Source organism: Streptomyces mobaraensis (genome assembly GCF_020099395.1).
GTDB lineage: Bacteria > Actinomycetota > Actinomycetes > Streptomycetales > Streptomycetaceae > Streptomyces.
Genome location: NZ_CP083590.1, coordinates 5718812 through 5740252 on the forward strand (window position 1 = coordinate 5718812; position 21441 = coordinate 5740252).

Genomic DNA, 21441 nt, shown 5'->3' on the forward strand with positions numbered 1-21441 from the left:
GGCAGCGTGGTCAGGGCCGTGGGTCCGGCGGCCTGTCGTCCCGGAGCGGTTCGTAGGGCGGTACGTCACGGCCCGGCTGGTAATGCGCGCCCTCGCGGATGTGGTGGATGACCACCGACAGGTCCGCGATGGTCACCAGGGCCAGGGCCGCGAAGGCCGCCGCCCAGCCGGGATGGCCGGTGAGGGCGAACAGCGCGGCTCCCGCGCCGGAGAACACCAGGCCGAGGACGGCCAGTCCGCAGCGCAGCCGCAGCGGGCTGCGGGCCGTGAGGGGCTCGTTTCCCGTACGCATGGGCACCATCTCCCCCTCCCAGGATCCACCCGCCGCCGGGTGGACGGAACCCGGACCGTACGCCACCCCCGTAACGGCGCCGGGTCAGACCAGCTGCCGTATCTCGCCCCGGACGCGGTAGAAGCCTCCGGAGGCCGGTGCCAGCGCGTCGACGACGTAGCGGGCGCCCGCCCGGCGGATGTGGCGCGGGAACTGGACGTTCCAGGCGGGCTCGTAGCCCTCGGACACCACGTGCACGCGGAGTCGTCCCCCCTCCTGGACGCACTCGACCACGACGCCCGACGCCGGGACGGCCTCGACGGTGGCCACCGTGGTCGCCGGGGTGTACGTGGGCAGGGCGGCGGCCGACTTGATGTCGCGCGGCACCGGGACGGTGCCCGAGCGGGCGGCGGTGATCGCGGCGTCCGAGGCGTCCACGCACACCAGCGAGCCGTCGGAGGTGACCATGTACAGCCGCTCGTCCAGGTACTGCATGGACAGCGCCGAGCCGCTGCCGGTGCCGAGCTTCCACAGCCGGGTGCCGTCGGCGTCGAAGCAGTAGACGGACGAGGAGTTGTCACCGGCGAAGACGTAGCGGCCGCCGGGGGCGGTGGCGCAGGAGTACACGACCGCGTCGCAGCGGTAGGTCGCCTCGACGCGGCCCGTCGTCTTCGACAGCCGCTGCACGCTGCGCCGGGCGGTGCCGGCGTAGACGGAGCGGTCCTCCTGCCAGCCGAAGAGGACCGCTCCGTCGGTCGGGCTGTGCCAGAGCCGGCCGCCGCCGTCGGGGGCGTAGGCGGTCACGCCTTCGGAGTGGCCGTGGTAGACGGCGTGCGCGTCCCGGCGGACCATCCACGCGTGGTTGCCGTCGCTCCGGCGCGACCACTGGTGCTCGTCCTCGTGGTCGATGACGGTCAGACCGCCGTCCCGGTCGGCCACGTTGAGCACGCCCTCGTGGATGTCCAGCCAGAAGATGTCGACGGAGGGCGTGACCTCGTAGGCCGCGAAGGGCAGCTTGGACGACAGGTCGTAGACGGTGCCGTCGTCGCACCCGGCGTAGATCCAGAAGTCGTCCGCGACCAGGCACTTGACGCCGTCCGGCAGCTTGTAGCGGGCGAGGACCTCGCCACCGTGGCCGAGGGTGAAGACGTCGCCGGCCTGGTTGCCGACCCAGCAGCGGTCCTCGTCGACGTGGATGCCGAAGGCCGCGGCGCCCGTGCGGAAGCGCCACAGCACCGGGGCGACCGCGCGGGCGGTCGAGGGCGCCGAGGAGACCTGACGGCGCGTCACCGATCGGGCGGCCCGGCCGCCCGGCACGGCCGGCGCGTAGCCCTTGCGGACCTTCTCCCCGACCTTCTTCGCGGCGGCGGCCCGGGCCTTGTCCTCGGTGGCGAAGGACGAGGTCTGCACCTGGCCCGCCGCACCGATCCGGCCGTAGCGGACGGTGACGGTCGTGCCGTCCACCGTCACCTCGTAGAACTTGTGCGCGCCGGCGCCCTCCTGCGAGAGCTCCAGGTAGGTGCGCTCGGACGCGCCGGACGCGGACGGTGTGACGGACATGGCAGGCCCCCTTCCCCGGCGGCCCCGGACGGCCGCCCTTCACTGCCCGGAACGTTAGGGGGTGCCACTGACAACGGGCCGTCCGCGCAGGTCAGGCCGCGTCGGGGACGTCCGCCAGGGTGAGCGGGCGGCCGGCCGGGTCCTCGGCGGCCTCCTCCAGCGCGTCCGCGATCACGTGCGGGGCGTTGGTGATGATCGCGTCCACGCCGAGGCGGGCCAGGGCGACCGCGCGCCGGGGGTCGTCCACGGTCCACGCGGAGATCTCCAGCCGCCGGCCGTGCGGGCCCTTGACGCCGTGCACCGACCGCACCCAGGCCGCGTCGATCTTGGTGTGGTCGGGGTTGATCTGGTCGGCGAACCTGGCGTAGTCGCGGAGCTCCGCAGGCTTCGGCGCGCCGAGGAAGCCGGTCTTCACGTCCGGACGCAGGCCGTGGAAGGTGCGGAGCGAGGCGGCGTTGAAGCTCTGGACGACGAGCCGGCCGCCGACGTGCCGCCGGTCGAGCCAGCCGGTCCTGCGGAGCTCCGCCACCAGCTGCCGCTCGATGCCCGGGTACAGCTCGGGCGCCTTGACCTCCAGGAGCAGCTTCTGGCGGTTGTGGTCGACGCGCCGGAGGTAGCCGTCGAGGGTGGGGACGCGCTCGCCGGCGAAGCGGCGGTCGAACCAGCTGCCCGCGTCCAGCTTGCGGATCTCGGCCAGCGTGAAGTCGCCGACCTTCCAGGGCGCCCGGTCGGGGAAGCGCTTCTTGACGTCGGTGGTCCGGGTGAGGGTGGTGTCGTGGATGACGACCAGCTTGCCGTCCTTGGTGCGCTGGACGTCGTTCTCGACCCAGCCGACGCCCAGCCGGGCGGCTCTGTCGATGGAGGCCAGGGTGTTCTCGGGGGCCTGGACCGGCACCCCGCGGTGCCCGATCGTGAGCGGCACCCGGGCGCGCGCCGTGGCGGCGGAGTCCGGCGCGGCCTCTGCGGCCGGTGTGACGAGGCCCAGCGCGACCGGGACGGTCACGGCCAGGCCGAGGAGGGTACGGGTCACGGGGGAGGCGGGGCGGATGCGCATCGGGGCTCCTCGCGGCGTCCGGGATGCCGGGCGCGGTGGCGACCGGTCCATGGCGTACGGAGACGGCGTACGAAGACAGTCGTACCGGAAACCCCCGCCCCCGCGCAGCAGGAAGGACGGCCGGGCAGCGGATGGCCGTCGGATCCTCACCTCCGGTTCACCTGGGAAAACCGCAGGTGAGGGCTGCCGCACCGGCCATTGTCAGTGGCAGGTCGTACGGTGGTCCCATGCGGCCCGTTTCCCAGATCGAACGCAAAGTGGCGCCTTTCGAGGTCGTCAGTCCCTACCAGCCCAGCGGTGACCAGCCGGCTGCCATCGCCGAGCTGGAGAAGCGCATCCGCGCGGGCGAGAAGGACGTCGTCCTGCTCGGCGCGACCGGTACCGGCAAGTCGGCGACCACGGCGTGGATGATCGAGAAGCTCCAGCGGCCGACGCTCGTCATGGCGCCCAACAAGACGCTCGCGGCCCAGCTCGCCAACGAGTTCCGCGAGCTCCTGCCCAACAACGCGGTCGAGTACTTCGTCTCGTACTACGACTACTACCAGCCCGAGGCGTACGTCCCCCAGTCGGACACCTACATCGAGAAGGACTCCTCGATCAACGAGGAGGTGGAGCGGCTGCGGCACTCCGCGACCAACTCGCTGCTCACCCGGCGGGACGTGGTCGTGGTGGCCTCGGTGTCCTGCATCTACGGCCTGGGCACGCCCCAGGAGTACGTGGACCGCATGGTCCCGCTCAAGGTCGGTGAGGAGATCGACCGGGACGATCTGCTGCGCCGCTTCGTGGAGATCCAGTACACGCGCAACGACCTGGCCTTCACCCGGGGCACCTTCCGGGTGCGCGGGGACACCATCGAGATCTTCCCGGTCTACGAGGAACTGGCCGTCCGCATCGAGATGTTCGGCGACGAGATCGAGGCGCTGTCCACGCTGCACCCGCTGACCGGCGAGGTCATCTCGGACGACCAGGAGCTGTACGTCTTCCCCGCCAGCCACTACGTCGCCGGCCCCGAGCGGATGGAGAAGGCCATCGCCGGGATCGAGGCGGAGCTGGAGGAGACGCTGGCGCGGATGGAGAAGCAGGGCAAGCTGCTGGAGGCCCAGCGGCTGCGCATGCGCACCACGTACGACATCGAGATGATGCGCCAGATCGGCTCCTGCTCCGGCATCGAGAACTACTCGCTGCACATGGACGACCGCGAGCCCGGCTCCCCGCCCAACACCCTGCTGGACTTCTTCCCGGACGACTTCCTCCTCGTCATCGACGAGTCGCACGTCACCGTGCCGCAGATCGGCGCCATGTACGAGGGCGACGCCTCCCGCAAGCGCACCCTGGTCGAGCACGGCTTCCGGCTGCCGTCCGCCATGGACAACCGCCCGCTGAAGTGGGAGGAGTTCACCGAGCGCATCGGGCAGACCGTCTACCTGTCGGCGACGCCCGGGAAGTACGAGCTGGCGAAGTCCGACGGCTACGTCGAGCAGATCATCCGGCCCACCGGGCTGGTCGACCCGGAGGTCGTCGTCAAGCCGACCGAGGGCCAGATCGACGACCTGGTGCACGAGATCCGCGAGCGCACCGAGAAGGACGAGCGGGTCCTGGTCACCACGCTCACCAAGAAGATGGCCGAGGACCTGACGGACTACTTCCTGGAGCTTGGCATCCAGGTGCGCTACCTGCACAGCGACGTCGACACCCTCCGCCGCGTCGAGCTGCTGCGCGAGCTGCGGGCCGGCGAGTACGACGTGCTGGTGGGCATCAACCTGCTGCGCGAGGGCCTCGACCTGCCCGAGGTGTCGCTGGTGGCGATCCTCGACGCCGACAAGGAGGGCTTCCTGCGCTCCGGCACCTCGCTGATCCAGACTATTGGCCGCGCGGCGCGCAACGTCTCCGGCCAGGTCCATATGTACGCCGACAAGATCACGCCGGCGATGGAGAAGGCCATCGACGAGACCAACCGGCGCCGCGCCAAACAGATCGCGTACAACAAGGAGCGGGGCATCGACCCGCAGCCGCTGCGGAAGAAGATCGGTGACATCGTCGCCACCATCGTCCGCGAGGAGATCGACACCCAGGAGCTGCTGGGCACGGGCTACCGGAAGCCGGCGGAGGGCAAGGGCGGGGAGAAGAAGGGGAAGGCCCCCGTCCCGACGGCCGCGGGCGGCGGCAAGAAGGGCAAGGCGAAGGCGGCCGTCGCGACCGACCGGCCGGCGGCGGAACTCGCCCAGCTCATCGAGGACATGACGGACCGCATGCGGGCCGCCGCGGCGGAGCTCCAGTTCGAGGTCGCCGCGCGGCTGCGCGACGAGGTCGGCGAGCTGAAGAAGGAGCTGCGGCAGATGAAGGAGGCGGGGGTCGCCTGACGGTGTTTCCGCCCCGGCGGCCCCCGGGTGGGGCCGCCGGAGCGGAGGTTGCGGTTCCTTCGTCCGGCTCCCGGTCCGGCCCCTTTGTCCGGCGCCCCTTTGTCTGGAAAGGCCCGGCGGAGATGTTGCAAGACCGCCACAAACCGCCCTGGGTGGAGCAGGCGGGAGCGGGAGTGCATAGGGTCGTTCCATGCGCCGCGCACGCGCGCGGCGTTCCGGGGGATGCACCGTCCGACGTCGTATGACGGTGACCGAACGACGAATGAGAAGGGACCGCGCGTGACAGTCAACTTGTCCAAGGGTCAGGGCATCAGCCTGCAGAAGGCCGGCGGGGGAAGCCTGACCGCGGTGCGGATGGGGCTGGGCTGGAAGTCGGCCCCGCGCCGGGGACTGTTCAGGTCGCGCACCACGGAGATCGACCTCGACGCCTCCGCGAGCATGTTCGCCGACGGCCAGCACATCGACGACGTCTGGTTCAACCACCTGGTGAGCCATGACGGTTCGGTGCGGCACACCGGGGACAACCTGGTCGGCGGCGCCGGCACCGGCGGCGACGACGAGACGATCCTGGTCGACCTCGACCGGGTGCCCGTCCACGTCGACCAGATCGTCTTCGCGGTGAACTCCTTCAGCGGGCAGACCTTCTCCGAGATCACCAGTGCCCACTGCCGGCTGGTGGACGACAACACCGGCCAGGAGCTGGCCCGCTACACGCTCGACGGCGGCGGCCCATACACCGCGCAGATCATGGCGAAGGTCCACCGGGTGGGCGGCGGCTGGCAGATGACGGCCATCGGCACCCCGTCCAACGGCCGGACGATCCACGACCTCTACCCGGTGATCGCGACCATCCTGTAGCCCCCCGGCGGGGCGGGTCCGACGGGGCGGACACGGGAGCACGGACAGTACGGAACGGCCCGGTGGCGCGGCGCCACCGGGCCTCTGCGGCGCACAGGACACAGAGGAGGGGGAGCAGGGCGATGACGGCCGAGCTGGTACGGGGGCAGAACCACCCGCTGACCGAGAGCCGGTTGGAGATCCGGGTCTCGGCGGGGGATCCGGTGGTGGTGGGGGCCGCGCTCGGCGGCGCGGACGGCAGGGTTCCGGACGCCGGCCGGGTCGCCCGGCCCGGCTCCCCGCGGCTGCCGGGCGTGGAGGTGCCGGCCGGCGTCGCCGCGGCGCAGCGGCTCTCCGTCGAACTGGACGCCCTGCCCGACGCGGTGCACCGCGTGCATGTCCTGCTCGCCCTGCCGTCCGGCGGCCGGGGCCCGGCGCGGTTCGGGGCGACGGCCGCGCCGTTCGTCGCCCTGTCCGGGGCCGGCGGCGACGACATCGCCAGCTTCACCGTCACCGAACTGGAAGCCGAGACCGCCCTGGTGGCCCTGGAGCTCTACCGCCGCCAGGGCGCCTGGCGGGTCCGGGCCGTCGGCCAGGGCTACGCGGGTGGCCTCGCCGAGCTCTTCCGCGACCTCGGGGTGGACCGCGCCGCCGAGCTCGCCGCGGGCGTCGAGGCGGAGGCGGCCGGGAGCGCGGCCGTGCTCTCCGCGTCGCAGCCCTCGGCGCAGCACGCCGGGAGCGGCTGCCGGCACGCCGGGCCGGCGGTGGACTGGTCCGCCGAGCCGGCCGTCCCGGAGGCGGCGCCGCCCGCCGCCCCGCAGGCCGTCCCCGCGCCCGAGACGCCGTCGCCGGCCGGTCCCGTCGACTACCGGCACCCGCGCCGCCGGGCCACCGAGCCCCCGCAGCCCGCTCCCGCCACCCCGGCCGCCCGGCCGGGGACGCCGCCGGAGCCCGTGGCCGGGGACGCCGCCGGCTGGACGATGGAGGAGCGCCTGTACAACCAGGTGTGGGGCATGTTCGAGGATCTGGCCCGGAGCACCGCCGCGTACCGCAGCGCGGTCGGCTTCGCCGAGTCGCGGCTGGAGAAGGAGCTCGACCGGGTGCTCTCCGACCCCGCCACCCGGGTCGGGCCGGCCGCCGACGCGGCCCGCGAGGAGGCGCGCGCCAAGCACGGCGGCCTGGTGGAGCAGGCCCGCGCCGTGCTCGACCGCGACCTCGCCCAGCTCACCGCCGAGGCCGAGGTCGTCGAGCACGCGCTGCCGCCGGCCCTCGCCCGGTGGGACAGTCCCGTCTGGCACGCCTACCAGGCGCCGCTGGAGACGCCGATGGCGCTGCGGCTGGGTGATCTGCACCTGCCGGAGCGGCGCGGCCTGCGCATCCCCATGCTGGTCCGGCTGCCGCTCCAGCGTGGCCTGTGGGTCGACTGCGGCCGGGCGACCGGCTCGGGCACGGACATGGCCGATCCGGCCGAGCTGCGCCGGCTGGCCATGGACTGCGCGGTGGCGCACGCCGCGCGGCTGCTGGCGGTGCACCCGGTCGGGGAGTTCGGCGTGCACGTCCTCGACCCGGCCGGTTCGGCGTCGGCCGCCCTGGCGCCGCTCGTCGAGCACGGGGTGCTGGCGCGTCCCCCGGCGGCCGGGGCCCAGGGGGTCTCCGCCGTCCTGACCGAGCTGACCCGGCGCGTCGACCTGGTGCAGATGGCGGTCCGCAGCGGAGCCGCCGACGCGCTGCCGCCCGATCTGGACACGGCCGAGCAGCTGCTGATCGTCAACGATTTCCCGCACGGCTTCGACGACCGCGCGGTCACCCAGCTCCGCTACCTCGCGGACGAGGGCCCCGCCGTGGGCGTGCACCTGATGATGGTGGCCGACCGGGAGGACTCTCGCGGCTTCGGCCCCGTCCTCGACCCGCTGTGGCGTTCGCTCCTGCGGATCACGCCGGTGCCCGACGACCACCTCGCCGATCCGTGGGTGCGGCATGCCTGGACGTACGAGCCGTCGCTGGCCCCGGCCGGCAGTGATGTGGTGCGGCAGGTGCTGTGGCAGGTGGGGCAGGCGAGGCGGGCCTACGGGCTCTGACCGGACCCGCCCTTGGCGGCCACTTGGGATTCTCTTTACTCTTTCTTGGTGCTTCCTGTACTGTTGGTGGTGCGGAGGCGACCCCGGCGCCGACCGGCACGAAAGTGCCGGGTGAACCGGCGAGTGGAAGGAGCCTCCGGCAGCGACGACGCTGGAAGTTGCCGTACGAGATGCCGGAGGTCCCGTGGACGTCTCCCTGACGCTGTGGCTGCTGACCGTTGCCGGTCTGTGCGCCCTGATCGCCGCCGACTTCTTCATCGGCGGCCGGAAGCCGCACGAGGTCTCGCTCAAGGAGGCCGGCACCTGGACGGTCGTCTGGGTCGTCCTCGCCGGCCTGTTCGGCCTGGGCCTGCTGTTCCTGGGCGGCGGGCAGCCGGCGGGCGAGTTCTTCGCCGGCTACATCACCGAGAAGTCGCTGAGCGTCGACAACCTCTTCGTCTTCGTCCTGATCATGGGCAAGTTCGCGGTGCCCGCCGCCTACCAGCAGCGGGTGCTGATGGTCGGCGTGCTCATAGCCCTCGTCCTGCGGGCCGTGTTCATCGGCGCGGGCGCGGCGATCATCGCCAACTTCTCCTGGGTCTTCTACCTCTTCGGGGCGTTCCTCGTCTGGACCGCCTGGAAGCTCATCCAGGAGGCTCGGGCGGAGGAAGAGGAGGAGGAGTTCGAGGAGAACCGCTTCCTGAAGGCGGTCGAACGCCGCTTCCCCTCCACGGACCGGTACCACGGCACCAAGCTCTTCGTCGTGGAGGGGGGACGGCGGCTGATGACGCCGATGCTGATCGTCATGCTGGCGATCGGCACGACGGACGTCCTCTTCGCCCTGGACTCAATCCCGGCGATCTTCGGTCTGACCCAGGACGCGTACATCGTCTTCACGGCCAACGCCTTCGCCCTCATGGGCCTGCGCCAGCTGTACTTCCTGATAGGCGGCCTGCTGCGGAAGCTGGTCCACCTCTCGTACGGGCTGTCGGTCATCCTCGGCTTCATCGGCGTCAAGCTGGTGCTGCACGCTCTCCACGAGAGCGGGGTGGCGGTGCCGGAGATCAGCATTCCGGTCTCGCTGGGCGTCATCTGCGCGGTGCTCGCCGTCACCACCGTCACCAGCCTGCGCGCCTCCGCGAAGGCCGAGCGGGCCGCCGCCGAGGGGAACCGGGAGGGCGCTGACGTCCACGCGGACGTCTGAGCCGACGCGTTCCCAGGCGCCCGCGCCGTTCCGCGGGCCGGGGAGCCCGGCCAGGGGGGCGGTGGCCGGCGTGTTCCCCGGTGTGGCGTCCGGCGTCTCCGCGGGCGTCGGCGCGGCGTCCGGCGCCTCCGTGGACGCGGGCCGGGTCTCCGGCAGCAGGGCGAAGCAGGCCAGGCTGAGCAGCGCGACGGCGATCAGGTAGACGGCCACGCCCCAGGGCGGCTGGTCCCCCCGGGTGACGGCCGTGGCGACCAGCGGTGTGACGGCGCCGCCCAGGATGCCCGCGAGGTTGTAGCCGACGGTGGCGCCCGTGCAGCGCACCCGGGACGCGTAGAGCTCCGGCAGATACGCGCCGACCACGGCGAACGTGATCATGAAGGCCAGCATCGCCACGACGAAGCCCACCGTCATCAGCACGGGGTTCCCGGTGTGCAGCAGGGCGACCATCGGGAACATCCACAGGACGACGGCCACGCAGCCGGCCAGGCACAGCGGGCGCCGTCCGACGCGGTCGCCGAGCAGGGCGAGCGGCGGCGTGGCGACGCCCGAGGCGACGACCGCCACCATGACGCAGACCAGCATGACGGTGCGGTCCACGCCGAGCCGTTCGGTGCCGTAGGCGAGGGCCCAGGTGGTGACCGTGTAGTAGACGGCGTAGCCCATGGCCAGCCCGCCGGCGGAGAGCAGGACGAGCCGCCAGTGGTCGCGTACCACCTCGGCGATCGGCAGTGGGGCCCGCTGCCCGGGGGTGAGTTCACGGAACTCGGGGGACTCGCTGATCCGGCTGCGGAGCAGCATGCCGCCGACCGCGAGCACGCCCGCCGCCCAGAAGGGCACCCGCCAGCCCCAGGTGCGGAACTGCGCGTCGGTGAGGCCGAGGGAGAGGCCGAGCGTGATGCCGTTGGCGAGCAGGAAGCCCAGCGGGGGGCCGAGTTGGGGGAAGCACGACCACAGGGCGCGGCGGTGCGCGGGGGCGTGCTCGGTGGTGAGCAGCACGGCGCCGCCCCACTCCCCGCCGAGGCCCAGCCCCTGGAGGAAGCGCAGCACGAGGAGGAGCAGCGGGGCGGCGGCACCGATCGCGGCGTACGGGGGCACCAGCCCGACGGCGACGGTGGCGACGCCGGTCAGCAGCAGGGAGACGACGAGGACGGGACGCCTGCCGTACCGGTCGCCCACGTGTCCGAAGAGCACGGATCCCAGCGGGCGGGCGATGAAGCCCACTCCGAAGGTGCCGAACGCCGCCAGGGTGCCCATCAGGGGCGAGGCGGTGGGGAAGAAGAGCGGGCCCAGCACCAGCGCGGCCGCGGTGCCGTAGGCGAAGAAGTCGTAGTACTCGATGGCCGTCCCGACGAGGGAGGCGGTCGCCAGGCGGAGCATGGCGGGAAGACCGGTGGGACCGGCAGGGCCGGTGGGGGAGCCGTCACGGTGCATGTACCGTCCAACTTCCCGTACCGGTACGGGACACGGGGCGCGCGGACGCGTTTCCGGGGGCGCGAAGGAACCTCCGCTTCCGGTTACCCTGCGGCGGACGCGCGCCCCCGGCGCTTGGCGACGGGTGCGCGCCCCTGCCGACGGCGCCGGAGAACCCGGCGCTGCCGTCACACCCGTCTCACCAGCCGCGCTCGCGCCACTCCGCGAGGTGCGGCCGCTCGGCGCCGAGGGTGGTGTCCGCGCCGTGCCCGGGGTAGACCCAGGTCTCGTCCGGAAGCCGCCCGAAGAGCTTGGTCTCCACATCGCCGAGCAGGCTGGCGAACGCCGCGGGGTCGTCGTGCGTGTTGCCGACGCCGCCCGGGAAGAGGCAGTCGCCGGTGAACACGTGCGGGTGGCCGTGCGGGTCGTCGTAGACCAGCGCGATGCTGCCCGGCGTGTGCCCGACCAGGTGGACGGCGGTGAGGGGCACCCGGCCCACCCGCAGCGTGTCACCGTCCTCGACGGGCACGTCCGTGGGCACCGGGATGCCCTCCGCGTCGTACCGCCCGGCGTAGGTGCGGGCGCCGGTGGCGTCCACCACCTCGCGCAGCGCGCCCCAGTGGTCCCCGTGCCGGTGGGTGGTGACGACCGAGGCGATCCCGCCGTCGCCGATCAGGCTGAGCAGCGTGTGCGGCTCGGCGGCGGCGTCGATCAGCAGCTGCTCGTCCGTCGCGCGGCAGCGCAGCAGATAGGCGTTGTTGTGCATCGGACCGACCGCGACCTTGGAGATCATCAGGTCGGTCAGCTCGTGTACGTCGGCGGGCCCGCCGACCTTCACCGCTCCCGTGTATGCCATGGGATCAGCCTAGTTCCCGGGTACGACAACGGGCCGGGCGGCGGGTCCCCCGGCCGTACCGGCGTCACAGCGGCGGCAGTGCCGGGACCGGGCTCCCGCCGGTGTCCAGGGCGGCGGCGTCGTTCCGGCCGGCGAGCCAGCCCAGCAGCGCGGGCGCCGGGCCGGAGACGCGGAGCCGGGGGCCGTCCGTGCCGCCGGTCCGCCACTCCCGTCCGTCCTCCGCGGCGAGCAGCAGGGCCGGCACCTCGGGGTGCCCGGAGAACCGCCGGGCCAGGAAGCCGATCTCCCGGTCGGTGAACTCGGCGGGCAGGTCCGCGAGCCCGTAGCCGATCCCGAGGTCCACATGGTGCAGCTCGACCTCGATCAGCCGCCGGAAGGGGACCCGGGAGGCGCGGTCCGTGATGCCGTTGCGCAGGGTGACCGTACGGGAGAGGTCGCCGGGGATGGCGGCCGTTTCCAGGAAGCGCCGGGAGCTGTCCCGCAGGTCGGCGAGGTGGGTGGCGAGGGGGCGCGGGGCGTCCCGTTCGATGTCGGCGTCCCGGACCGCCGCGTCGGCGTACATCGGCCGTCCGGCGAGCACGTTGACCAGGGCGTCGGCGTTGCGCGAGAGGTGGGCCAGGACGTGGCCGCGGGTCCAGCCGGGGAGCCGGGAGGACTCGGCGAGGGCGGACTCCGGGAGCTTGGCCACGGCGGTCAGCAGCCGGTCGGTGGCCTCGCCGACCAGGGCGAGGTCGTGCTCGTGATCAGCCATGGCCCGACGATAGCGCCGCCACTCGTTCGGGTGAAGGAGATGGACTCCGGCCGTAAATCGAATGTGCGTGCTATACGCTCGATGTGCGGCATCCTGGAGAGATGGCCGCAGCGCTCTCGTACCCTGGCTGGGTCGGGAGCATCGCTCCGCACTGACCCCTGCCGCCGCGACGGGCCCGCATTCACGGGCCGGCGTCGCGTGGCGGCGGGGCCGGCGCACCCCCTCGTCTTCTCAAGAAAGGTGCCGACCGGCGTGGCAGACCGTCTCATCGTCCGTGGCGCGCGCGAGCACAACCTCAAGAACGTCTCGCTCGACCTCCCCCGTGACTCCCTCATCGTCTTCACGGGTCTTTCCGGGTCGGGCAAGTCGTCCCTCGCCTTCGACACGATCTTCGCCGAGGGGCAGCGCCGTTACGTCGAGTCGCTCTCCTCGTACGCACGGCAGTTCCTGGGCCAGATGGACAAGCCCGACGTGGACTTCATCGAGGGCCTGTCCCCGGCCGTGTCCATCGACCAGAAGTCGACCTCGCGCAACCCGCGCTCCACGGTCGGCACGATCACCGAGGTTTACGACTACCTCCGTCTGCTGTTCGCCCGGATCGGCAAGCCGCACTGCCCCGAGTGCCGGCGGCCGATCTCCCGGCAGTCGCCGCAGGCCATCGTCGACCGGGTGCTGGAGCTGCCCGAGGGCAGCCGCTTCCAGGTCCTGTCGCCGCTGGTGCGCGAGCGCAAGGGCGAGTACGTCGACCTCTTCTCCGACCTCCAGACCAAGGGCTACAGCCGCGCCCGGGTGGACGGCCAGACGATCCAGCTCACCGAGCCGCCCAAGCTGAAGAAGCAGGAGAAGCACACCATCGAGGTGGTCGTCGACCGCCTCACCGTCAAGAGCAGCGCCAAGCGCCGGCTGACCGACTCGGTCGAGACCGCGCTGGGCCTGTCCGGCGGCATGGTCATCCTGGACTTCGTCGACCTCCCCGAGGACGACCCCGAGCGTGAGCGGATGTACTCCGAGCACCTCTACTGCCCGTACGACGACCTCTCCTTCGAGGAGATGGAGCCGCGCTCCTTCTCCTTCAACTCGCCCTTCGGCGCCTGCCCGGACTGCACCGGCATCGGCACCCGCATGGAGGTCGACCCGGAGCTGATCGTCCCGGACGAGGACAAGAGCCTGGACGAGGGAGCGATCAGCCCCTGGGCGCACGGCCAGAGCAAGGACTATTTCCACCGCCTGGTCTCCGCCCTCGCCGACGAGCTGGGCTTCCGCACCGACATCCCCTGGGCGGGGCTGCCGCAGCGCGCCAAGAAGGCCCTGCTGAACGGCCACCGCACCCAGGTCGAGGTGCGCTACCGCAACCGGTACGGCCGCGAGCGCGCGTACACCACCTCGTTCGAGGGCGTCATCCCGTTCGTCAAGCGGCGGCACTCCGAGGCGGAGAGCGACTCCAGCCGCGAGCGCTTCGAGGGCTATATGCGCGAGGTGCCGTGCCCGACCTGTGAGGGCACCCGCCTCAAGCCGGTCGTGCTGGCGGTCACCATCCAGGACCGGTCCATCGCGGAGGTCTCCGCGATGTCCATCAGCGAATGCGCCGACTTCCTGCGGGACATGACGCTCACCGGCCGCGAGAAGAAGATCGCCGAGCGCGTCCTCAAGGAGGTCAACGAGCGGCTCCGCTTCCTCGTCGACGTCGGCCTGGACTACCTCTCGCTCAACCGCGCGGCGGGCACCCTCTCCGGCGGCGAGGCGCAGCGCATCCGGCTCGCCACGCAGATCGGCTCCGGCCTGGTCGGCGTGCTCTACGTGCTGGACGAGCCGTCCATCGGTCTGCACCAGCGCGACAACCACCGGCTCATCGAGACGCTGGTGCGCCTGCGGGACATGGGCAACACCCTGATCGTCGTCGAGCACGACGAGGACACCATCAAGGTCGCCGACTGGGTCGTGGACATCGGCCCGGGCGCCGGCGAGCACGGCGGCAAGGTCGTGCACAGCGGCCCGCTGGCCGAGCTGCTGGCCAACGAGGCGTCGATGACCGGGCAGTACCTCTCCGGTCGGCGGGCCATCGCCACCCCGGAGGGGCGGCGTCCGATCGACAAGAAGCGCGCGCTGACCGTGCGCGGCGCCCGGGAGAACAACCTGCGCGACATCGACGTGTCGTTCCCGCTCGGGGTGCTCACGGCCGTCACCGGTGTCTCGGGTTCCGGCAAGTCGACGCTGGTCAACGACATCCTGTACACGCACCTGGCCCGCGAGCTGCACGGCGCCCGCACGGTCCCCGGCCGGCACACCCGGGTGGACGGCGACGACCTGGTCGACAAGGTCGTCCACGTCGACCAGTCGCCGATCGGCCGGACGCCGCGCTCCAACCCGGCCACGTACACCGGGGTGTTCGACAACATCCGCAAGCTCTTCGCGGAGACGATGGAGGCGAAGGTCCGCGGCTACCTGCCCGGCCGCTTCTCCTTCAACGTCAAGGGCGGCCGCTGCGAGAACTGCTCCGGCGACGGCACCATCAAGATCGAGATGAACTTCCTGCCGGACGTCTACGTGCCGTGCGAGGTCTGCCACGGTGCGCGGTACAACCGCGAGACCCTGGAGGTGCACTACAAGGGCAAGTCCATCGCCGAGGTGCTGGACATGCCGATCGAGGAGGCGCTCGGCTTCTTCGAGGCGGTTCCGACGATCGCGCGCCACCTGCGGACCCTCCACGAGGTCGGCCTCGGATACGTGCGCCTCGGGCAGCCGGCCCCGACGCTGTCCGGCGGCGAGGCACAGCGCGTCAAGCTCGCGAGCGAGTTGCAGAAGCGCTCGACGGGCCGCACGGTGTACGTCCTCGACGAGCCGACCACCGGTCTGCACTTCGAGGACATCAACAAGCTGATCTCGGTGCTGTCGGGTCTGGTCGACAAGGGCAACAGTGTGATCGTCATCGAGCACAACCTCGATGTGATCAAGACGGCCGACTGGATCGTCGACATGGGCCCGGAAGGCGGCAAGAACGGCGGCATGGTCATCGCCGAGGGCACGCCGGAGGAGGTCGCGGCCGTCGAGGACAGCCACACCGGCCGGTTCCTGCGGGAGATGCTCGGCGAGCGGGTGGCCGACCCGGACCCGGAGGACGCCCCGAAGCGGGGCACCGCGGGGCGGCGGGCGCCCGCGAAGAAGACCGCCGCGAAGGCGGCGGCCGGCAGGTCGGCCGCGGGGAAGTCCGCGGCGGGCAAGTCGGCGGCGGCGAAGAAGACCGCGGCCAAGAAGGCGCCGGCCAAGGCGGCGGCCAAGAAGGCGGCTGGGCGCCGGGCCTGAGAGCGGAGCCGACGTCCGGTCCCGGACCCCTTCGGGGGACGGGACCGGACGCGTATCCGGGGTCTTCCGGACGCGTATCCGGGGTCTTCCGGACGCGTATCCGGGGTCTTCCGGACGCGTATCCGGGGTCTTCCGGACGCGTATCCGGGGTCTTCCGGACGCGTATCCGGGGTCTTCCGCGGTCGCGCGGCAGCGGCGGGGCGGTTCTGCCGGGTGTGGGCTCGGCACGTGCGGTGCCGTACGGGCGCCGCGCTCGCACGGGACCGCGCGGGGACGCCCGGACAGTGCCGGTATCGTCGGGACCGATCGTCACAGCAGCCCCGGCGGCACCGCCCGTCGGCGTACCCCCGTGGAGCCTCCATGACCAGCCCGCAGCCGGCGCCCTGCTGCGCCTCTCGCCGTACCGTCCTGCGGGGGGCCGCGCTCGCGGGCGCGGCCGGGCTGGGCGTCACCGCCTGCGGCGGCACGGAGGGCGGCAGGCCCTCGTCGACGCCCACCGCCCCCGTCGAGCTGGGCGCGGCGGGCGACGTCCCGGTCGGCGGGGCGCGTCTGTACCGGGAGGAGCGGGTGCTGGTCACCCGGCCGAAGAAGGACGAGTACCGGGCGTTCAGTGCAGTCTGCACCCACGCGGGCTGCGTCGTCTCGAAGATCGAGGACGGGAAGGTGCTCTGCGGCTGCCACGGCAGCGAGTTCGACGCGAACACCGGCAAGGTGCTGCGGGGCCCGGCCTCCGTCCCGCTGCCCGAGGTGCCGGTACGGGTGGCCGGCGACCGGCTGGTGGCGGGCCCGAAGAGCTGACCGGGCCGGCCCTGCGGCCGGATCCACGACGGGCCCACGCCGCACGACGGCCCCCGGCCGCTCACAGCGCGCGTCGAGACCCGTCCGCTCCCGCGACGGTCTCACGATCCGCCCCCAGGCCGTCGGCCCCCGTTCACGACCAGTCCCACCCGATCCCCACGATCCCCGGCCGTACCGCCTGTTCCACCATGTGCACCCCTGGGTGCCGTCCCGCCAGCGTCAGTTCCTCCTGGCCGCCGCGCGGCGCGCTCGCCGTGGCCTGGCTGAAGCGGCGGCAGCGGACGGGCAGCGCGGTGGCGTCGAAGCGGACCTGGAGGACGTACTGGCCGCCGGCGAAGCTGAAGCCGCGGACGTACTCGCTGCTCTGGCCGCCCGTCCCGTCGTCGAACGCATAGCCCAGCAGATACGTTTCTCCGCACCGCAGCCGGGCGTCGAACAGCAGCTCCGCGACCAGGACGCCGGCCCCCGCATGCCACCGGACGCGCCCCACGCGGCAGTTCTCGGTGGCGCGTACGCCGATCCGGGCAGGGTCGCAGCCGGGGTCCCCGTAGTGGATGGCGACATAGCGGTCGACGCCGTCCCGGTGCGCCCGGACGACGTGGTGGGACTCGCGGCCGCGGAGTTCGCGGCGCGCCCCGATGCGGACGTGCTCCAGGTGGCAGACCGTGTGCAGCCCGCCGTCGGCGGGGGTCTCCAGCTCGGCGAGGAGCCGTTCCACCGCGCGGGCCTCGTCCATGAGGGCACGCAGCGAGCGGGCGGCGGGGCGCTCCGACGCCGGCCGGGCCACCGGTTCCAGTAAGCGGGTCAGGGCCTGCGCGGGCAGGTCCAGGATCTCCTCCAGCAGCCGCACCGCGCGCAGCGACTCGGGGCGCCGCGGTCTTCGGGCCCCCTGCTGCCAGTAACTGAGGCTGGTGACACCGACGGTGACGCCGCGTTGGGCGAGCCGGCGCTGCACCCGGTGCAGGGCCAGGCCGCGCGCCGTCAACGCGGTGCGCAGGGCCAGGTGGAAGGGCCCGGTGCGGAGCGCCTGGGCCAACTCGGCCTCGGCGTCTCGCATGCTGGTCCGTACCATCGCTCGCTGCCTCCTGTGAATATTCACTCGGGGTGACCGGGGTCACGGCCGCGTGGAGGACAGCCTTCCTCCTGACGGGCACAGGGCGTTCACAACCGTCGTGATCCGTTCACTTGGGTGTTCCCTATCGCATTCAAGCCGGTTGACCGACACCCGACAACATCCGATGCTCCTCACCAGCGTCCGGACGCGCTCCTCCACCGAACCACCCCACCACGGGAGGAACGTCCATGTCCCGTGCCTCGGCACAGCTCGAAAGACCCGACATACCCGGCATACCCGGGAACACCCCCACCCCCCCGCCCGCGCGGCAGACGGCTCTCCGTCGCCGCCCTCACCGCCGCCGCGCTGATCGCGCTGCCCGCCGCCACCGCCACGGCCGCCCCCACCGGCCACGAGCTGCGCGGCGCCAACCGGCTCAACATCTCCATGCAGGCCCAGCAGAAGGACAACTGGTGCTGGGCCGCCTCCGGCAACACCATCGCCACCTGGTTCGGCCGCAAGTACAGCCAGAACCAGTTCTGCAACGCCGCCTTCAACCGGCAGCAGGGCACCGACTGCCCCAACAACCAGGCCAACCTGGGCAACGTCCAGAACGCCCTGCGCTGGGCCGGCATCAAGAGCGGCTCGTACGTGGACGGCTGGCTGCGCTACCCGACCGTGCAGAGCGAGATCAACGCCAACCGGCCCATCGAGACACGCATCGGCTGGAAGTCCGGCGGCGGTCACATGCACGTCGTCTACGGCTACGACGACTCCAACAGCATGGTCTACTGGGGCGACCCGTGGCCGAGCAGTAACCGCTACAACTGGGCATCGCACAGCTGGTACGTCAACAACAACCAGTTCGCCTGGACGCATTCGCTCTACCGGATCGGCGGGTGAGGTCATGACCACGCGTGAAACCCACCGCTCCGGCCGGACGTACGCCCGTGTCGCGGCCGCCGGTGCCCTGACCGCCGGCGTGCTCGCCCTCGCCCCGCTCGCCCACGCCGCACCGCCGCCCGCGGTCCCCGCCCCGCCCGCCGCCGGTCTGGCGGCGGCCCACGACGCGGCGGCGTCCTCCACGACGCTGGACACCCTGTCCCGGTTCTTCGCCCGGGACGGCGCCCTCGCCAAGGGGGACGCCAAACCGCGGATCGAGGGCGCGGCCGTGCCCGTCTACGCCCTCTCGCCCGACTTCGTGGCCGGGAAGCGGAACGCACCCGTCGCCACGCTGGAGTTCCTCGCCAGCAAGGCCGTCTCGGCCGACGGGCAGAAGGCGTCCGTCTGGACGGCCGGTGGCGGCACCGACTGGAAGGTCGTCAACATCGCCACCGGCGACGACGAGACGCGCTACGCGGCCGAGGGGGCGAAGAAGCTCAGCGGCGGCACGGTCTTCCGCGAGCCCCAGGTCAACGCCTGGTACGTGCAGCGCGCCGACCGGGTCCTGCCCCTGAACACCGAGGCCGTCCGGGCCGTCGGCGCCCGCGGCACCACCGTGGACGCCTACCGGGACCGCGTCCACAAGGCGTACGGCGACAAGCTGCCCGGTTCGGCCTACGCGAAGAAGGGCCTGGCGGGCGGCTACGGGACCGAGGCCCAGGCACGGCCGGCCGACGCCTCGGCGCCGCTCGCCGCCGAGCCCGTCGGTTCCGCTTCCGACTCTGTCGGCACCACCACCCTGGCCGCCTCGGCCGGCGGCGCCGCCCTGGCCCTCGGCCTCGGCACCGTCGCCGTCCGCAGGCTCCGGCGCCGCTGACGCGACGCCGGTCACCCCCCCACACGCTCCGGCCCCGGCGCCCTCCACGCGCCGGGGCCGGAGCACTGCCTTCCGGCTGCCGCGAGACCGGCTTGTCAGTGCCCGCAAGTAGGGTGTGAGACATGGCCGACCCCAGCAGCTACCGACCCAAGCCGGGACAGATCCCCGACTCGCCCGGGGTGTACCGGTTCCGTGACGAGCACGGCCGGGTGATCTACGTCGGGAAGGCGAAGAGCCTGCGCCAGCGGCTCTCCTCGTACTTCCAGGACCTCGCCGGTCTGCACCCGCGCACCCGCACGATGGTCACCACCGCCGCCTCCGTCGAGTGGACCGTCGTGGGCACCGAGGTCGAGGCGCTGCAGCTCGAGTACTCCTGGATCAAGGAGTACGACCCGCGCTTCAACGTGAAGTACCGGGACGACAAGAGCTATCCCTACCTGGCCGTCACCCTGAACGAGGAGTTCCCGCGCGTGCAGGTCATGCGCGGCGCCAAGAAGAAGGGCGTGCGCTACTTCGGGCCCTACGCGCACGCCTGGGCGATCCGCGAGACCGTCGACCTGATGCTCCGCGTCTTCCCCGTCCGCACCTGCTCCGCCGGGGTGTTCAAGCGCTCCGCCCAGATCGGCCGCCCCTGCCTGCTCGGCTACATCGGCAAGTGCTCCGCCCCCTGCGTCGGCCGCGTCACCCCCGAGGAGCACCGCGAACTGGCCGACGAGTTCTGCGACTTCATGGCCGGCCGCACCGGCGCCTACCTCCGCCGGCTGGAGCGGCACATGCAGGAGGCGGCCGAGGAGATGGAGTACGAGAAGGCCGCCCGGCTCCGCGACGACATAGGGGCGCTGCGGCGCGCCATGGAGAAGAACGCCGTCGTCCTCGCCGACGCCACCGACGCCGACCTGATCGCCGTGGCCGAGGACGAGCTGGAGGCGGCCGTGCAGATCTTCCACGTCCGCGGCGGCCGGGTGCGCGGCCAGCGCGGCTGGGTGACCGACAAGGTCGAGGCGGTGGACACCGCGGGCCTGGTCGAGCACGCGCTCCAGCAGCTCTACGGCGAGGAGCAGGGCGACGCGGTGCCCAAGGAGGTCCTCGTCCCCGCCCTGCCGGACCCCGTCGAGCCGGTCGCCGAGTGGCTGACCGCCCGCCGCGGCTCCCGCGTCGACCTGCGCATCCCGCAGCGCGGCGACAAGAAGGACCTGATGGCGACGGTCCAGCGGAACGCCCAGCAGGCGCTGGTCCTGCACAAGACCAAGCGCGCCTCCGACCTGACCACCCGCTCCCGCGCCCTGGAGGAGATCGCCGAGGCCCTGGGGCTGGACTCGGCGCCGCTGCGCGTCGAGTGCTTCGACATCTCCCACCTCCAGGGGCAGGACGTGGTGGCGTCCATGGTCGTCTTCGAGGACGGCCTCGCGCGGAAGAGCGAGTACCGCCGCTTCCAGATCAAGGGCTTCGAGGGGCAGGACGACGTCCGGTCCATGCACGAGGTCGTCTCCCGCCGTTTCCGCCGCTATCTGCGGGAGAGCCAGAAGACGGGGGAGTGGACCGTAGAGGAAGCCGACGGTCCGGAGGAGGACACCGCCGGCCCCCGCGACGACAACGGCCGCCCCAAGCGCTTCGCCTACCCGCCGCAGCTCGTCGTGGTCGACGGCGGCCGGCCCCAGGTGCAGGCCGCCCGCCGGGCCCTGGACGAGCTGGGCATCGCCGACGTCGCCGTCTGCGGCCTCGCCAAGCGCCTGGAGGAGGTCTGGCTGCCGGACGAGGAGGATCCGGTCGTCTTGCCGCGCACCAGCGAGGGCCTCTACCTGCTCCAGCGCGTCCGCGACGAGGCGCACCGCTTCGCCATCGCCTACCAGCGCGGCAAGCGCGCCAAGACGATGAAGGCGTCCCCGCTGGACGCCGTCGCCGGCCTGGGCGGCAGCCGCAAGCAGGCGCTGCTCAAGCACTTCGGCTCGGTGAAGAAGCTGCGCGCGGCCACGGTCGAGCAGATCTGCGAGGTGCCCGGCGTCGGCCGGAAGACCGCGCTGGCCGTCGCCGCCGCCCTGGCCGAAAGCGCCCCGCCCGCCCCGGCCGTCAATATGGCGACGGGCGAGATCCTGGACGAGTCCGAGGGATGATGGAGACGACGGCGAGGAGCGCGGGAGCGGCCGGCGGGCGCGTGACCCCGGCCCGGGCG

At 72.4% G+C, this 21441-nt stretch carries 15 protein-coding genes and 1 pseudogene; 9 read left to right on the forward strand and 7 right to left on the reverse strand.

All coding sequences use genetic code 11. The features are described 5' to 3' along the window. Positions 1-10: 10 nt before the first annotated feature. The 3 genes from K7I03_RS25215 to K7I03_RS25225 all read right to left on the reverse strand — a co-directional run bounded on the left by K7I03_RS25215 (position 11) and on the right by K7I03_RS25225 (position 2885). Complete coding sequence (locus K7I03_RS25215) at positions 11-292, reverse strand: DUF6343 family protein (protein WP_185943702.1); 282 nt, start codon at positions 290-292, stop codon at positions 11-13. Positions 293-376: 84 nt separating this feature from the next. After that, the gene (locus K7I03_RS25220; RefSeq protein WP_185943703.1) at positions 377-1831 is read right to left on the reverse strand and encodes a WGR domain-containing protein; all 1455 of its coding nucleotides are present in this window, start codon (positions 1829-1831) and stop codon (positions 377-379) included. A 91-nt stretch (positions 1832-1922) separates the two neighbouring features. Beyond that, positions 1923-2885 carry a glycerophosphodiester phosphodiesterase gene (locus K7I03_RS25225; protein ID WP_185943704.1) on the reverse strand — a complete coding sequence of 321 codons (963 nt, stop codon included), beginning with the start codon at positions 2883-2885 and terminating at the stop codon, positions 1923-1925. A gap of 227 nt (positions 2886-3112) precedes the next feature. On the opposite strand from K7I03_RS25225, the gene uvrB reads away from it, so the two are divergent. The 4 genes from uvrB (at position 3113) to K7I03_RS25245 (ending at position 9343) form a co-directional block, all read left to right on the forward strand. After that, positions 3113-5245: an excinuclease ABC subunit UvrB gene (gene uvrB / locus K7I03_RS25230; RefSeq protein ID WP_185943705.1), complete on the forward strand. Its 2133-nt coding sequence runs from the start codon at positions 3113-3115 to the stop codon at positions 5243-5245. 279 nt (positions 5246-5524) lie between these two features. Beyond that, on the forward strand, positions 5525-6103 hold the full coding sequence (locus K7I03_RS25235) for a TerD family protein (protein ID WP_185943706.1): 579 nt from the start codon (positions 5525-5527) through the stop codon (positions 6101-6103). 122 nt (positions 6104-6225) lie between these two features. Next, positions 6226-8160, forward strand: a complete 1935-nt coding sequence (locus K7I03_RS25240; RefSeq protein WP_185943707.1) for a TerD family protein — start codon at positions 6226-6228, stop codon at positions 8158-8160. Positions 8161-8344: 184 nt separating this feature from the next. Continuing rightward, positions 8345-9343, forward strand: coding sequence for a TerC family protein (locus tag K7I03_RS25245; protein WP_185943708.1), 999 nt, complete (start codon positions 8345-8347; stop codon positions 9341-9343). Between the two features lie 117 nt (positions 9344-9460). Here the strand turns inward: K7I03_RS25245 and K7I03_RS25250 are convergent. The 3 genes and pseudogenes from K7I03_RS25250 to K7I03_RS25260 form a co-directional block, all read right to left on the reverse strand. Then, positions 9461-10720: pseudogene (locus tag K7I03_RS25250) on the reverse strand (MFS transporter); the annotation flags it as partial. Between the two features lie 232 nt (positions 10721-10952). Continuing rightward, positions 10953-11609: an MBL fold metallo-hydrolase gene (locus K7I03_RS25255; RefSeq protein ID WP_185943709.1), complete on the reverse strand. Its 657-nt coding sequence runs from the start codon at positions 11607-11609 to the stop codon at positions 10953-10955. Between the two features lie 64 nt (positions 11610-11673). After that, positions 11674-12360 carry a maleylpyruvate isomerase family mycothiol-dependent enzyme gene (locus tag K7I03_RS25260; protein ID WP_185943710.1) on the reverse strand — a complete coding sequence of 229 codons (687 nt, stop codon included), beginning with the start codon at positions 12358-12360 and terminating at the stop codon, positions 11674-11676. Between the two features lie 252 nt (positions 12361-12612). Between K7I03_RS25260 and uvrA the strand changes: the two genes are divergently transcribed. Beyond that, a complete protein-coding gene (gene uvrA, locus K7I03_RS25265) occupies positions 12613-15660 on the forward strand; it encodes an excinuclease ABC subunit UvrA (RefSeq protein WP_185943711.1) in 3048 nt (1015 codons plus the stop codon). A gap of 360 nt (positions 15661-16020) precedes the next feature. Further along, entirely contained in the window at positions 16021-16458 is a 438-nt protein-coding gene (locus K7I03_RS25270; protein WP_185943712.1) for a QcrA and Rieske domain-containing protein, read from the forward strand. A gap of 133 nt (positions 16459-16591) precedes the next feature. Here K7I03_RS25270 and K7I03_RS25275 read toward each other — a convergent pair whose 3' ends face one another. Continuing rightward, positions 16592-17515 carry a hypothetical protein gene (locus K7I03_RS25275; protein ID WP_185943713.1) on the reverse strand — a complete coding sequence of 308 codons (924 nt, stop codon included), beginning with the start codon at positions 17513-17515 and terminating at the stop codon, positions 16592-16594. Between the two features lie 363 nt (positions 17516-17878). Between K7I03_RS25275 and K7I03_RS25280 the strand changes: the two genes are divergently transcribed. The 3 genes from K7I03_RS25280 to uvrC all read left to right on the forward strand — a co-directional run bounded on the left by K7I03_RS25280 (position 17879) and on the right by uvrC (position 21382). After that, positions 17879-18415: a papain-like cysteine protease family protein gene (locus K7I03_RS25280; protein WP_221903179.1), complete on the forward strand. Its 537-nt coding sequence runs from the start codon at positions 17879-17881 to the stop codon at positions 18413-18415. Between the two features lie 4 nt (positions 18416-18419). Next, positions 18420-19271 carry a hypothetical protein gene (locus K7I03_RS25285; protein WP_185943714.1) on the forward strand — a complete coding sequence of 284 codons (852 nt, stop codon included), beginning with the start codon at positions 18420-18422 and terminating at the stop codon, positions 19269-19271. Positions 19272-19393: 122 nt separating this feature from the next. Next, positions 19394-21382 (forward strand): excinuclease ABC subunit UvrC, encoded by a 1989-nt coding sequence (gene uvrC, locus K7I03_RS25290; RefSeq protein ID WP_185943715.1) that lies wholly within the window; start codon positions 19394-19396, stop codon positions 21380-21382. Positions 21383-21441: the final 59 nt, after the last annotated feature.